The 12,216-nt window shown below is 47.7% G+C and carries 17 protein-coding genes; 8 read left to right on the top strand and 9 right to left on the bottom strand.

Annotated features, from left to right (window positions below; all coding sequences use genetic code 11):
* Window positions 1–141: 141 nt before the first annotated feature.
* Window positions 142–918: a hypothetical protein gene (locus IC617_RS14970; protein WP_191145793.1), complete on the top strand. Its 777-nt coding sequence runs from the start codon at window positions 142–144 to the stop codon at window positions 916–918.
* Between the two features lie 152 nt (window positions 919–1,070).
* Here IC617_RS14970 and IC617_RS14965 read toward each other — a convergent pair whose 3' ends face one another.
* Both IC617_RS14965 and IC617_RS14960 read right to left on the bottom strand, forming a co-directional pair.
* The gene (locus IC617_RS14965; protein ID WP_191145792.1) at window positions 1,071–1,367 is read right to left on the bottom strand and encodes a type II toxin-antitoxin system RelE/ParE family toxin; all 297 of its coding nucleotides are present in this window, start codon (window positions 1,365–1,367) and stop codon (window positions 1,071–1,073) included.
* A 6-nt stretch (window positions 1,368–1,373) separates the two neighbouring features.
* Window positions 1,374–1,616 carry a type II toxin-antitoxin system Phd/YefM family antitoxin gene (locus IC617_RS14960; RefSeq protein WP_191145791.1) on the bottom strand — a complete coding sequence of 81 codons (243 nt, stop codon included), beginning with the start codon at window positions 1,614–1,616 and terminating at the stop codon, window positions 1,374–1,376.
* Window positions 1,617–1,917: 301 nt separating this feature from the next.
* On the opposite strand from IC617_RS14960, the gene IC617_RS14955 reads away from it, so the two are divergent.
* From IC617_RS14955 to IC617_RS14940, 4 genes are all read left to right on the top strand, one after another.
* Entirely contained in the window at window positions 1,918–2,151 is a 234-nt protein-coding gene (locus tag IC617_RS14955) for an RH3 domain-containing protein (protein WP_191145790.1), read from the top strand.
* Window positions 2,138–2,401, top strand: coding sequence for a type II toxin-antitoxin system RelE family toxin (locus IC617_RS14950; RefSeq protein ID WP_191145789.1), 264 nt, complete (start codon window positions 2,138–2,140; stop codon window positions 2,399–2,401). The genes IC617_RS14955 and IC617_RS14950 overlap by 14 nt, the downstream gene beginning before the upstream one ends.
* A 172-nt stretch (window positions 2,402–2,573) precedes the next feature.
* Window positions 2,574–2,831 carry a type II toxin-antitoxin system Phd/YefM family antitoxin gene (locus tag IC617_RS14945; protein ID WP_191145788.1) on the top strand — a complete coding sequence of 86 codons (258 nt, stop codon included), beginning with the start codon at window positions 2,574–2,576 and terminating at the stop codon, window positions 2,829–2,831.
* On the top strand, window positions 2,819–3,121 hold the full coding sequence (locus IC617_RS14940; RefSeq protein ID WP_191145787.1) for a type II toxin-antitoxin system RelE/ParE family toxin: 303 nt from the start codon (window positions 2,819–2,821) through the stop codon (window positions 3,119–3,121). The genes IC617_RS14945 and IC617_RS14940 overlap by 13 nt, the downstream gene beginning before the upstream one ends.
* A 95-nt stretch (window positions 3,122–3,216) precedes the next feature.
* Here IC617_RS14940 and IC617_RS18890 read toward each other — a convergent pair whose 3' ends face one another.
* Window positions 3,217–3,390, bottom strand: coding sequence for a type II toxin-antitoxin system RelE/ParE family toxin (locus tag IC617_RS18890; RefSeq protein ID WP_369410413.1), 174 nt, complete (start codon window positions 3,388–3,390; stop codon window positions 3,217–3,219).
* A gap of 154 nt (window positions 3,391–3,544) precedes the next feature.
* Here IC617_RS18890 and IC617_RS14930 point away from each other — a divergent pair, with 154 nt between their 5' ends.
* Genes IC617_RS14930 through IC617_RS14920 form a run of 3 tightly spaced genes read left to right on the top strand, consistent with a single transcriptional unit; the run spans window position 3,545 to window position 7,538 of the window.
* Window positions 3,545–4,462, top strand: coding sequence for an AAA family ATPase (locus tag IC617_RS14930; RefSeq protein WP_369410412.1), 918 nt, complete (start codon window positions 3,545–3,547; stop codon window positions 4,460–4,462).
* A 21-nt stretch (window positions 4,463–4,483) separates the two neighbouring features.
* A complete protein-coding gene (locus tag IC617_RS14925) occupies window positions 4,484–5,509 on the top strand; it encodes a DUF58 domain-containing protein (RefSeq protein ID WP_191145786.1) in 1,026 nt (341 codons plus the stop codon).
* On the top strand, window positions 5,487–7,538 hold the full coding sequence (locus IC617_RS14920; protein WP_191145785.1) for a transglutaminase TgpA family protein: 2,052 nt from the start codon (window positions 5,487–5,489) through the stop codon (window positions 7,536–7,538). The genes IC617_RS14925 and IC617_RS14920 overlap by 23 nt, the downstream gene beginning before the upstream one ends.
* Window position 7,539: 1 nt before the next feature.
* On the opposite strand, the gene IC617_RS14915 is transcribed toward IC617_RS14920, so the two are convergent.
* The 6 genes from IC617_RS14915 to IC617_RS14890 all read right to left on the bottom strand — a co-directional run bounded on the left by IC617_RS14915 (window position 7,540) and on the right by IC617_RS14890 (window position 12,203).
* Window positions 7,540–8,916, bottom strand: a complete 1,377-nt coding sequence (locus IC617_RS14915; RefSeq protein ID WP_191145784.1) for an amidohydrolase family protein — start codon at window positions 8,914–8,916, stop codon at window positions 7,540–7,542.
* A gap of 94 nt (window positions 8,917–9,010) precedes the next feature.
* Window positions 9,011–10,036 carry a helix-turn-helix domain-containing protein gene (locus IC617_RS14910; RefSeq protein ID WP_191145783.1) on the bottom strand — a complete coding sequence of 342 codons (1,026 nt, stop codon included), beginning with the start codon at window positions 10,034–10,036 and terminating at the stop codon, window positions 9,011–9,013.
* A 196-nt stretch (window positions 10,037–10,232) separates the two neighbouring features.
* Window positions 10,233–10,433: an MbcA/ParS/Xre antitoxin family protein gene (locus IC617_RS14905; RefSeq protein WP_191145782.1), complete on the bottom strand. Its 201-nt coding sequence runs from the start codon at window positions 10,431–10,433 to the stop codon at window positions 10,233–10,235.
* Between the two features lie 100 nt (window positions 10,434–10,533).
* Window positions 10,534–11,415: a nitrogen fixation protein NifM gene (nifM, locus tag IC617_RS14900; RefSeq protein WP_191145781.1), complete on the bottom strand. Its 882-nt coding sequence runs from the start codon at window positions 11,413–11,415 to the stop codon at window positions 10,534–10,536.
* On the bottom strand, window positions 11,396–11,875 hold the full coding sequence (locus tag IC617_RS14895) for a nitrogen fixation protein NifZ (RefSeq protein WP_191145780.1): 480 nt from the start codon (window positions 11,873–11,875) through the stop codon (window positions 11,396–11,398). The genes nifM and IC617_RS14895 overlap by 20 nt, the downstream gene beginning before the upstream one ends.
* The gene (locus IC617_RS14890; RefSeq protein ID WP_191145779.1) at window positions 11,868–12,203 is read right to left on the bottom strand and encodes a nitrogenase-stabilizing/protective protein NifW; all 336 of its coding nucleotides are present in this window, start codon (window positions 12,201–12,203) and stop codon (window positions 11,868–11,870) included. The genes IC617_RS14895 and IC617_RS14890 overlap by 8 nt, the downstream gene beginning before the upstream one ends.
* Window positions 12,204–12,216 lie beyond the last annotated feature (13 nt).

The raw sequence follows: 12,216 nt of genomic DNA, 5'->3' as shown, positions 1-12,216 counted from the left end.
ACGAGTAACGCCCATTAACAGTGTGGCTCTGGTTCGACTAACCCACGATAAAGCGCAGGAGATCGACACTTCAGCTCAGGGAATCATGATGTCTAGCTCACTTTCGATGTCGGGCACTATTTTCACATTTAAAGGATTATTATGAAGGCTGGAAAAATTAGAAAAAGCATTCAGCGCTTTGAGGATTACTCTAGAGACTTAACTAGCTCGGATATGAATTCATTTGAAGATCGATTAAATCTACTTGTATCATATTTTAAAAGCGATTCTTTTTTTCAGCAAATAGATGAGCAGTTAATTCAGAATCAATCTGTTGATTTTGATACTTGGTACGGGAGTAACAGTAGAGGAAAATTAAGTTTCCCTACGAACCTTGATGACCGTTTATCTATCATGTATCAGTTACTTTGCCGTATTAACAGTAAAGAGATAAGTTACTTGTCATTTTGTTGTGAGTATCTCGTCGTAGGGACAAACCAAATAGACGCACATATATATGCTTTTAATGAAGTGGTTTCTGAGCCATTATTTAGAGAATTGGGTTATCGTTTAGGAGATATTGAGGATGAATTACCATCAGATAACTCTGATGAAGTAACGAGCTCAATATTTCAAATCATTCATCATGCTGAAAATGTAATTCAGCAAAATATTATTGGTGATGGTAATACTCAAAATGCCTCAATAACAAACACAAATAATGAACTGGATGAATTATTTTCAAGTCTAAAAACAGAAATTAATTCATTAAAAATTTCTCAAGAAGAAATTCAAGAAAATATTGAATCCGTTATCGCTTGCGAAGATTTAGCTAAACAAGAAAAACCTAAAAAAGGTGCAGTAAAAAGGTTATTAAGTACTTTACCTCAACTTGGCAGCGTAGCTTCGATAGTTTCAGCAATACTAGCAGTGTTGTAAGCGTGAGCTAACAAGGCATTTAAACGGAAAATTTACAGTTGGCTGTTTTTCGTGCCTCAAACATTTTAGCCAACTATAATTTTCCGCTTATTGCGGCGTTAGCTTACCAATCAAGAGCATCATCCCAGTTTCTATTTAGGGTGATACCTTAGCTACAAGTGGTTTTGTGGGAGTTGCGGTCGACCAAGTACAGCCACAATTAAAATAAAACCGTCTTCCTTTGTAAAGTAAGCTGTGTGTTTTCCTACCGGGAAATAAAAACCACGTGGATAAATCTCATTGCAACTGCGACCTACGGCTGGATTGTCGGCAAGCATTTGAAACCCAGTTAGCAATGTATCTTTATAGTTATTCCACTGCATTTCAGAAAAGTTGTTGATGGTATAGCTTTTTATTTTTTGTAAATGAGCCTGAGCCAATTTACTTAGTTTGTATTTATTCTTGTGCATAGTAGGTTACAAGGCGTTTAGGAAATCTTCACCATCAACTACATTGCCTTGTGCTAAGTCTTGTTTAGCTAACTCGAAACAATGTTTAAGGTAATCAGTTTTCATTGCCTCTAGCTCTTCATAGTCTTTGATAGACATTACCACCACGGCATCTTTACTGTTTTTGCTAATCTTTACTGGCTCACGCTGTGCGCTTAGAAGCAGCTCACCAAAGTTACGCTTGGCATCATTTGCTGTTAGGGTGTGCATGCTCAATCTCCAAATTTGGAATTACAGTAAGATTATAGTTTGTCGCACAAAACAGTCAATATGATTAAATCGTGCGATTTGTGCAAAAAGGTGAACTAACAAAGCGTTTAAGGGCGATTCGCAACGCTCGGCATTTTCGGTTTGATTCAGCTTTAGTGTTTACGGCACAGTGGTTTAGGTTTGGTAGTTTGTGTTGCTCGCTACTTAACGTGGCGTTAGTCGATCTTTGAGTGATGTCATCGCGACATTGTGATGTTATGGAGTTATAATGTTGTTGATTATACTCTAGCGGAGAGGAATAATGAGTAACTTATCAAAAAGATCAACGGTTTACTTTGAGCCCGCCATTCATCAGGCTTTAAAGGTTCGCGCCGCTTCTACAAACGTCTCAGTTTCTGAGCTCATTGATGAAGCTGTTCGTTTACTTATGCGTGAGGATCAAGAGGACCTTCAAGCCTTATCAGCCCGAGCTGACGAAGAAGAAATTAGTTATGAAGCCTTGCTCGACGATTTGAAGAAACATGGAAAAATATAAAATCACCTTCAAAAAGTCGGTTTCAAAAGATCTTCGTAACATTCCGAATAAAGACGTGGCTCGTATTCTAGCTCGCATTGATACTCTTGCAGAGAACCCTCGCGGAGAGGGCTGCATCAAGCTTTCCGGTCAAGAGTGTTACCGAGTGCGTCAAGGGCTTTATAGAATCGTGTATAACATCAAAGATGATGTGCTTGTAATTAATGTGGTCAAGGTCGGCCATCGTTCAGACGTATACAAGAACAACTAACAAGCCAATCAATTCCGACGTCAAGCGCTCTGCCATTTTTGTGTGGCTCGCAATCATACACAAAAAGAGCTCCGCGCTTGTCGCGCATTACTAGAGCGTTAGCCGTCATGGGGCTTGTTGTACTCAAAGTGATAGAATAGTATCACTTTAGTGTTTCTTTGGAGCCGCTCTCATGAAAGTAGAACTAGTTACATCACTCAAACGCCAAGCAACAAAGATCCTTGCCGATCTCCACGACACTAAAGAACCAGTGTTAATTACTGAGCATGGTAAGCCATCTGCGTATCTAATTGATGTTGATGACTACGAATTTATGCAAAATCGTTTGGCTATTCTTGAGGGGGTTGCACGAGGTGAGCGTGCACTAGCCGACGGTAAAGTGGTAAGTCATGATGAAGCCAAGAACAAAATGTCAAAATGGCTGAAGTAATCTGGACTGAACCAGCGTTATCTGACCTCAACGATATCGCTGAATACATCGCACTTGAAAATACTGTGGCTGCAAAGCATTTAGTACAAACGATCTTCTCTAAAGTCGAACGACTACAAACTTTCCCAGAGTCAGGTCGTATTCCCCCCGAACTAGAACATTTAAGTTATCGTGAAGTTGTCGTTAATCCATGTCGTGTTTTCTATAAGCAAGACGGCGACAAGGTGTTTATTCTGTTTGTTATGCGTTCTGAGAGAGATTTACGCAAGTTTCTGTTGAGTAAGCAATAACGTTGGGAATTTCTGCTTCATGTGAAGCGCACGCATTACACGAATAGTTGGGCCATCTACCCAATACGAAACAACCATAGATATATCAGGAATGATCAAAAGCCCGCCACGTATACCGTCTCGCTGGCCCCCCCCATTAGAGGCTGTTCTAGCAATAACTCAACTTTTTGCTCAATTATTTCATCGGTTTTATCAGCTGCAACAGGGTTAAAATCGTAAAGAAATTCAAATATTTTTTCCCGATCGTTTAGTGACTCTTCTTCCCACACAAATGTTAGCACGCAGCAACTGACAACCAATCGACAGCAACACCACAGATACAGCAAAATTCATTGTAGACGCAGGCTTGCCTCTCTTGACGCTTGCTTCTCAACGCGCCACAGTGGTTGTTGGTGAAACCCATTCGGTCGGCAGGAGCGTGGTGTGTCTCAATTACAACAATTGATCGATGAAGTGGAAAAAGCGCTAAGCGGCAAGCGCGAGGTGATTGAACTCGCCGTGTGTTGCATGCTCAGCGGCGGCCACCTGCTGATTGAAGACTTACCGGGTATGGGCAAAACCACCCTCGCCCACGCGCTGGCAAAAGCACTCGGCCTGGCGTTTCAGCGGGTCCAATTTACCAGCGATTTATTGCCATCCGATATTACCGGCGTCAGTGTCTACTCGCCCAAAACAGAGCAGTTCGAATTTGTTGCTGGGCCAGTATTCAGCCAGCTGTTACTGGCCGATGAAATCAATCGTGCCACCCCAAAAACCCAAAGTGCCCTGCTTGAGGCCATGGAAGAACGACAAGTGACCGTCGATGGCCAGACTCGCCAATTGCCCAAGCCATTTTTTGTGATTGCAACCCAGAATCCGGTATTTCAGTCGGGCACCTTTGCACTGCCCGAATCGCAACTCGATCGCTTTTTGATGCGCATTTCAATTGGCTATCCAAGTGCGCAGGCCGAACGCCAGATGCTGAAGGGCGAGGCTGGCCGAAATCGATTGGATCACATCAATCCAGTGATGACTATCGAGGCATTTGCGCAATGGCAACAGCAAGCACAAACAATTCATTGTGCCGAAGCCATTTATGATTACGTGCAACGATTAGTCGAATTCAGCCGAAGTCAGACTAATTTCGCGGTCGGTTTATCACCTCGAGCCAGCCTGGCACTGCTGCAATGCGCGCGCTGCTGGGCCATGCTGCATGATCGCCAACATGTGTTACCAGAGGATGTGCAAGCGGTTTTGCCAGCGGTGGTTGAACACCGGCTCCATGAACCGAGTGATCAGTTTGGTCAAACCGGCACCGCCCTTTGCCAGCAGTTGCTGCAACGCGTTGCCGTTGTCGCGTAGCCAGCTGCGCAACAAACCGCTATGACGGGCTTGAATCAAACACTAAGGCGCTGGTTACAACGTCCCATTCAGCGCTGGATCAAACGTAAACTGCCGCCAGCACAACAAGTAGAGCTGGGACTAAGCAACATCATGATCTTGCCGACGCGCTTAGGGTTGGGTGTGCTGGTGTTAATTGCCCTGTTGTTTATGCTCGCCATTAACTATGAAAACAGCATGGTGTTTGCCGTGTGTTTCGCACTGATTGCCATCTGGTTGTTAGCGTTGCACTGGACCTTTCGTAGCTTGGCTGGGTTGGTGCTCACGTTTAAAGGCTGCCGCCATGTTCACGCTGGTGATGATCTGGGTTTTGACATTCAAGTCGCAACCAATGATCAGCGCGGGCGTTATGCCATTGAGCTATTCTGGCAGCCGCAACAAACCACTCGCTTTGACGTACCCGCCCATCAGCAAACCTTGCAGCAAGTTTTTTACCCAACCACGAAGCGCGGTTACCTCAAGCCTGAGCGCTTGCAAGTCGTGAGCTACTATCCACTCATGCTGTTTCGGGCTTGGAGCAGTGTTGCATTTGATACCCAAGCATTGGTTTTTCCAAAGCCGCTCGCCAGCCAAGCGCTCGATACGTCAGCCATTCACAGCAACCAATCGAGCCGTCATGATGCCGCCGCCGGTTTTGATGAATTGTCTTCGGTGCGTCCTTACATCAGCTCCGATCCACTCCATCACATAGCCTGGAAAGCCAGTGCAAAGCGGCCAGCAAATTGGGTCAGCAAGCAGTTTGAGCAGCATCAGGACCAGCGCCTCTGGCTCAATTATCAAGACATGCCTGGGCCTGATCATGAATCGAAAATCAGTCAGCTTTGTTACTGGTGTTTGCAGTTGCAACAACAACCGGTGGACTTTGGTTTGGTGCTGCTTGATGGCAGCATTGAGCCGAATCGTGGCGCCAAACACCTGATCAATTGTTTAACTCAGTTGGCGCTGCAGCCCATCACTGCAACCAATCACACAACAGGAGCGCAAGATGCTGCAGCAGCGCCCCGTTAGCCGCACCGCGCTCATCTGGTTGATGGTGCTGCAATTGGCAGTGCTGGTGCCACTGGCCTTCAACTTGCCAATGTGGTTAATGATCATGAGCCTGGCTTGCTGGAGTTGGCGCTTGGCCATTCTGAATGGCCGGATCTCGCCGCCGGACGTTTGGTTTAGTGGTCTCGCGGTGGTGGTTTGTATTGCCCTAGTGTTGTTGCTTGAGGGGCGAATCGTCCACCTAAAAGGGTTTGCATTGTTGCTGGCGTTTGGCTTCATCTTCAAACTGATTGAACTGAGAAACCTTCGCGATGCATTGCTAGTGCTGGTGCTGGCGATACTGTTGCTGGCGGTGAATCTACTGCTGTCGCAAACCTTAGTGGTCTCTATTGCCACGGCCATTAGTTTTTTCGTGCTGCTGTGTTGTTGGGTTGGCCTCAATCACATTGGCCCAAAGGTACAGTGGCGGCAGCCACTCAAGGTCGCAGGCTTACTCTATGTGCTGGCCGCACCGATTGCCGTGGCACTGTTTATTTTGGTGCCTCGGTTGCCGCCAATTTGGCAAATTTCAGTGAATTCTGGTCAAGGTCAAACGGGCTTGTCAGACAGTATGTCACCGGGCGATATGTCACAGTTGATCCGCTCCGATACGCTGGCCTTTCGAGTCAGCTTTGATGGTCCGCGCCCGAGCCAGTCGGCACTCTATTGGCGAGCAGTGATCATGACCGAGTTCGATGGCAGACGCTGGCAGCAAGCCAATACCCTTTGGTTTGGCCGCGATCCGGTTGCTCATGGCCCTTGGCCGAAGCCCCTCGACAGCAAAAATACCCCCTGGATATCATGGCCGGAGCGACCACAACCATGGTTGGCCAACTCAGCGACAACGCCCGAATATCGGGTAATTTTGGAGCCATCACAGCAACATTGGTTACCGGCGCTTGATGCGCCCTACAGTGCCGATAACAACATTGGCTTGGTGGCCGATCAGCGCTTAATTCATCGCCGTCCGGTGTTGCAGCGCATCCAATATCCAGTGGTCACCCAACAACGAGGCGCTGCGGAGCTAACCATCGACAGGCAATTACTCGACCAACACCGGCAGACATACCTCAGCTACCCCGAAGCGCTCAATCCTCAGATCCAACAATATGCCCAAGACCTTTGGCAACGTCAGCCTAACGCTACGCAGTTTGTTACAACTTTACTGCAAACGGTGAGGCAACAAGATTATGCTTATACGCTGTCGCCACCATTGGCTGGTCAACATGCGGTTGATGACTTTTGGTTTAATCATCAACGCGGGTTTTGCGCTCATTACGCCAGTGCCTTTGCATTAATGTTGAGGGTTGCCGGCATTCCAACTCGAGTAGTTGGTGGCTATCAAGGCGGCGAATGGGATGAGCAAGCCAACTACTTACAAGTGCGCCAATATGATGCTCATGCTTGGGTTGAATATTGGCAAGATGACCGTGGCTGGGTGCGCCTCGATCCGACCGCGGCAATTGCCCCCGAGCGCATTGAAATGCCGTTTGCCGAGAGTCTTCGGGAACAACAGTTTGAGCAGTCTGAAGCGCTAACCAGCTGGCGTTTTAGCCGCAGCGAGTGGCTAACCTCATGGCGTCAGCAGTGGGATCGGTTGGAGTACTTGTGGCACCGCAATGTATTGAATTACAAACAACAGCAGCAACTTGAGTTGCTGAAAAAATGGTTTGGCGAATTCGATTGGCGCCAGTTGCTGATGAGTTTGGTGCTGGCCATCGCCGGTTTTATCGCCGCCGTAGCGCTGCTGCAAGCGAAACCCTGGCGTAAGCCGCAAACCGATGAAACGGTGTTGCTGTATCAGGCGATGTTGAAAAAGCTCAGCCGCTTAGGAATAACAGCTGATGAATCACGCTCTCCAAACGCTATTTTGCAGCAACTGAACCACCTACCCGAGCATAAGCAAGCTGCGATCAAAACTTGGATCGAACAATTCATGGCGCTGCAATACAGTGGCCAAAGAGGAGCCACTCAACTCAAGCAATTGAAACAGGTATTAAAAGCAATCTGAGCTAGATCGCTTCAAACAACACACGGATTTCGCGCCAAATGCTGCGCTCTTCAATCGCTTGCTCTCGCATCGCAACGAGTTGCTCGTGAGAGTACCAATGACCATTTTTAATCACTGCGTCAGGTTCTTTTAGCGCCGATAAATCGTCAATGGGATTGACCTGAGAGTAAATAAAATCGGCCTGATTACCGAGCGCAATTCGCCCTAGTTGATGCTCCATTTTGAGCGCTTTGGCGGCGTTAATGGTTGCTGCTTGCAGAACGTCGAAAGATGACAACCCGGCTCGCTGCATTAACGCCATTTCATTGTGAGTTGCCAGCCCGTGCGGCGAAAGCAACACTCCTGAGTCAGAACCCACCAGCAAAGGCACGCCCATTTCTTTGAGCTTTTTGGTGATAAACAACAGAAATTCCAACACTCGCTGGTTATGATTGGCCATCGCCTCAGAGGCATCCAGCCAGCGTTTCACTTGGTTTCCAGACGCTTCAAAGGCAATGATATCCGGCGTGTAGCGAGTAGGAATTGAATCCAAATACGCTTGTTTGCCCTGACTTAGTTGAGTGAGCTGATCAAAGATATTGAGCGTTGGCGTCACTGGGACTTGTGTTTTGCTTATCGCCGCCACGGCTTTGTCGAGATAATGCGGGTCAAACTGGTAGTTCATTGGCCCCTGAAAGATATCTTCGACGTGTTCAAATGACTGTAAACCAGCCAACTCAGCCAGCGTCATATCGCCAGAGCCATGAGGACCGTGCTTGGCAACGGCAATGTTCAACTTCCGAGCCTCTGCCACCAGCGCTATTAATGCGGATTGATTGAGATTGCCATAGGCTTTGATCAGGTCGTAGCCATCATCATGATACTGGCGCACGGCTTGACGTGCTTGCTCGGCGGTGTGTGCTACGTGATGCAACTGGGCATCATCATAGCCAGAGATAATTGGGCTGCTGACCGATGAGGAACTACCAACCAACTCACCCGCTGCAATTGCTCTCTGCCAGCGCAGTTGCGCAGGTATACCATTCATGATCCGGACATGGGTGACGCCATGACTCAATGTCATCAAGTACGCTGCCGGTTCATAGATATGCACATGCATATCAATCAGCCCCGGTGTGACATAGCCGTTTTTGCCATCAATCAACAGATGGTCTGCAAATTGATCGTGCTGCTCAGCAATTGAGGTGTCTGCGATCTGGGCAATAGTGCCGTTGTCGACAACCAAGGTTTGGTTGCTGTGAATGCGCTTGGCCTCGACATCAACGACATTAATATTGGTTAAGACAAAACTCTGAGTGAGTTGATAATCTGGCTTTGACGTTGGCGCAGCACAACATATGGTGACAAAACTCATCAATAAAACAGCGATACATTTCATGGTTTAACTCCTCGCGATTAGTGCGAGAAACGTTATGAATGAAACGGCTTTGCTGCGCCTCAAATCATGCTTTTAGACGACCAGAATCATGATTTCAGACTTGCTGTTGAGCTTTATAAGCACTGGGTGTGACCCCCATTGATTGCTTAAACACCTGATTAAATGAAGCTTTTGAGCTGAACCCTGCGGCTAAGGCGATGTCAGTGAGCGACTGGCTGACATTTTGTTGTAATTGATGGCAAACAAACTCAACTCGATAGTTGTTGACATATTCATTGAATGATTTTTGGGCGACCGTATTGATCGCTCGAGAAATATCGCGACTCTGAATCCCGGTTAACTCGGCCACTTCGGCTAGCGTTAACCGCGGCGTTAAAAACCACTGGTTACCCACGAATAATTGATCAAGCTCGGCAAAAATCGACTGGTATTGGTCAGCTTCCAGTTTCTTTGGTGAGGGTTGTTCATCGACCTTGCTGTTGGCGACTGGTTGCGGAATTGGCCCTTGGTTGGCAAGTTTGTAAACAATGAAACCGGTGGCAACTAACCATATGCCATTGTTGATGCCCTGCCCCAGCACGTTTAGCTGGTGTGAAATCATGTGCTGACTATTCAATCGCACTAAATCAACAAAGTTAAATCCGGCTGTCACTAGGACCAACCAAAACAACCAATTCAGCGAGTAATCATCTGAATCAGAACGCTCAGCATCCATAATGCGTTTAAATTGCACTAACAACATAGCGGTCATGCCTGCATAAATCAGACGCCACACAGAGCCTGCGGCAATCACCCACTGGACGTATTCAGTAAACAGCAAAAACGGCACTGCAGGTAATAAATGCCAATAATCATGACGACTAAGCTGGCCTAGAACTAAATGCTTGGTCGCTAGATAGGATGCTGGCCCAAAGAGCATGACAAAAATTGGGCTGATGAGATAAATGTTACGGGTGAGCCCCGTATCTTCGAATAGATTAATCAGTGATGCCAAAGCTATCAAACCGATCAGTACAGCAACACCGCGAAAGCTAGGCTGGCGCCAAAGCATTAATAGGCCGAGCACAGCAATTGAAGCGGTGCCAAACTGGATCAGGTTAACCATATTGAGCGACAGCATCAGTCCTGAACAATTCCATTTCGGTTGCTATTCTGGTGATGAGTCTGACATGGCAAAGCTGATGTTGACAACTGTTGGCCTCAGAGCGCCGCATCTCTGTGGCGCTAGCGACAAAAAAACCGCCTGTCTCTGGCGGTTTAATGACGTGACATAGCCTAACTGTATAGCCTACTTGGAGGAAGTAACTTACCCGCAGTTACTTAGCGCCGCACATGACGTCTAGCATGTTCGACAAGTAGCCTTGCAACTCTTTATGGCCGTTGGCAGAGCTTTTTAGCAGCTCTTCCGGAGTTTGATTGTTCAACGATGCCAACTTTGTGGTCATCCAGGATTCTGCGAGTCGTCTATCTCCCAGCACCTTCCGTGCAAGCTCGAAGATGGATTTGTAATGATCCATGCCTGATTACTTCTCTAAAACTTGGGAACGTCGAACTATACCGCAATCAGGCTTGTTGTTCGCTGAATAAGCTCTCAATCTCACATGAAAAATATTAATCTTACGACAATTGCGACAACCAGCGCTTCTGCTCGCGCTTGCTCGCATGGGCCGTTAAGGTCTGGCAAATCTTATCTTTTGCCTGCTCAAAGGCAACAGTATGGGCGGCGCTTATTTGTTGGCAATACAACAAATGCAAACCGGCTTCGGTTGCTATCGGCTCGCTGATCTGTCCGCTTTCCATGGTAAACAACGCCTGATCTAACTCAGCAAACAAGATGTTTGGCTCTACCCAACCCAACTCGCCATCATTCATCGCACTTGGACATTCCGAGTAGCGTTTAGCAAACCAGCCAAAGTGACTGGCGTAATGACCTTTACGTTGCAGTTGTTGATAAATATCGGCGATGCGCAATTCAACCTGATCGAGGGTGTTTTCGGCAAAATCATCATTCACCGTGATCAGAATGTGGCGGGCGTAACGCCGCTCCGGTTGACTGAATTTCTCTGGGTGACTCTGATAGTAAGCCAGCGCTTGCTGCTCACTGCACTGCCCTGCGCGCAAGCCAACATAGTTGAGCACAGCCTGACATTTGAGCTCATCGTGCAAGGCTTGTCTGAGTTGCGCGGAATCGAGTTGGTTGGCGGCTAATGTTGCGGCAAAATCTTGCTGCTGAGCAAATCGCTTGGCTAGCTCGGCCACCGCCTGCTCGACTTCGCCCTGATTTAAATGGACCTGACTGGCTTCCGCTGACGCCAGTACTTTGCGCTGCAAACGGTGGGCATGAACCGCTTGGCGGGTCACTTTCGGTAATTGCTCGGACTTTAACTCCGAGTAAATCACGCCGAATTGCTCAAGGCTCGATTTCATCATCAAATAGGACAATCCAGCTTCATGATTGCGCTCAGCACTGGTGTTTGATTCAGGCAGCAAAGTGGTCATTCACATACTCCTTGGCACTACTAGTGATTTCGCACAGGGCGCGAGCGGGCACCGAGACATCGAGCTGGCCGCATTGAATGCGGTAGTGAATGTTGGTTGGATCATCCCGCTCCACTGCAAGCACCGAGACAATGGTGCCAGCTTCAACGAGGGTGATGCCCTGACTAGCCAACGTCAGGGTCAATTGGGCGCGGTCTCCATACTCAAACAGGTTGTCGACCCAAGGATCGGCGGCATCAATCAGTTCGCTTTCTTTGCAACCAATAATCAGGTTTAAATCAATGAAATGAACTTGATAAATAACATGTTCCTGCAGGTGTAAACCCGCTTGCTGTACATAGCCGACAGCACCGCGGCGCACCAAGAGATCACCTTTCATTTTGCCTGGAAAACTTCCATCATTACGCACATTGGCGATCAAACGAACCTTGGTGCCATAGGCATATTTAGCATCAATCATGACGACAATTCCTCCCTTGCAAACCTTGCTCTGATTGGCTGTCATCGTCGCTTTGACAACCCGCACAGCCGCCGCAGGCACCGCCACTGAGGGCGATTGCGACATCTCGTTCGAGCAGGCAATAGGCGCGAAAAACGGCTTGGTAATAATCGTTCCAATCCAGTGGCGGATGATTCTTTTCCAGCTCCTGCCGAAACAATCGCATAAAACGGATCCGCCGTGGTCGCAGGTACGCCGGTTGATAGCTGACGTTAAAAAACTCGAGAAACGACTCGGCGCTATTCAGCTCTGCGATGGCTAAATCCATGTCGGTTGCTTGCGCTAACATCGCTCGACCTCCA

The sequence above is a fragment of the Neiella litorisoli genome, from assembly GCF_014773395.1.
Lineage (GTDB): Bacteria > Pseudomonadota > Gammaproteobacteria > Enterobacterales > Neiellaceae > Neiella > Neiella litorisoli.
The sequence above is the reverse complement of the archived record's forward strand: the minus strand, read 5'-3'. Positions and strand labels throughout refer to the sequence as shown.

Coding starts and splice junctions, on each gene's coding strand:
- IC617_RS14940 (WP_191145787.1), top strand. CDS start 2,819: ATGGCTGAAGTAATCTGGACTGAACCAGCGTTATCTGACCTCAACGAT.
- IC617_RS14950 (WP_191145789.1), top strand. CDS start 2,138: ATGGAAAAATATAAAATCACCTTCAAAAAGTCGGTTTCAAAAGATCTT.
- IC617_RS14890 (WP_191145779.1), bottom strand. CDS start 12,203: ATGTTAGCGCAAGCAACCGACATGGATTTAGCCATCGCAGAGCTGAAT.
- IC617_RS14970 (WP_191145793.1), top strand. CDS start 142: ATGAAGGCTGGAAAAATTAGAAAAAGCATTCAGCGCTTTGAGGATTAC.
- IC617_RS14895 (WP_191145780.1), bottom strand. CDS start 11,875: ATGATTGATGCTAAATATGCCTATGGCACCAAGGTTCGTTTGATCGCC.
- IC617_RS14925 (WP_191145786.1), top strand. CDS start 4,484: ATGACGGGCTTGAATCAAACACTAAGGCGCTGGTTACAACGTCCCATT.
- IC617_RS14965 (WP_191145792.1), bottom strand. CDS start 1,367: ATGCACAAGAATAAATACAAACTAAGTAAATTGGCTCAGGCTCATTTA.
- IC617_RS14915 (WP_191145784.1), bottom strand. CDS start 8,916: ATGAAATGTATCGCTGTTTTATTGATGAGTTTTGTCACCATATGTTGT.
- IC617_RS14920 (WP_191145785.1), top strand. CDS start 5,487: ATGCTGCAGCAGCGCCCCGTTAGCCGCACCGCGCTCATCTGGTTGATG.
- nifM (WP_191145781.1), bottom strand. CDS start 11,415: ATGACCACTTTGCTGCCTGAATCAAACACCAGTGCTGAGCGCAATCAT.
- IC617_RS14945 (WP_191145788.1), top strand. CDS start 2,574: ATGAAAGTAGAACTAGTTACATCACTCAAACGCCAAGCAACAAAGATC.
- IC617_RS14955 (WP_191145790.1), top strand. CDS start 1,918: ATGAGTAACTTATCAAAAAGATCAACGGTTTACTTTGAGCCCGCCATT.
- IC617_RS14910 (WP_191145783.1), bottom strand. CDS start 10,036: ATGCTGTCGCTCAATATGGTTAACCTGATCCAGTTTGGCACCGCTTCA.
- IC617_RS14905 (WP_191145782.1), bottom strand. CDS start 10,433: ATGGATCATTACAAATCCATCTTCGAGCTTGCACGGAAGGTGCTGGGA.
- IC617_RS14960 (WP_191145791.1), bottom strand. CDS start 1,616: ATGCACACCCTAACAGCAAATGATGCCAAGCGTAACTTTGGTGAGCTG.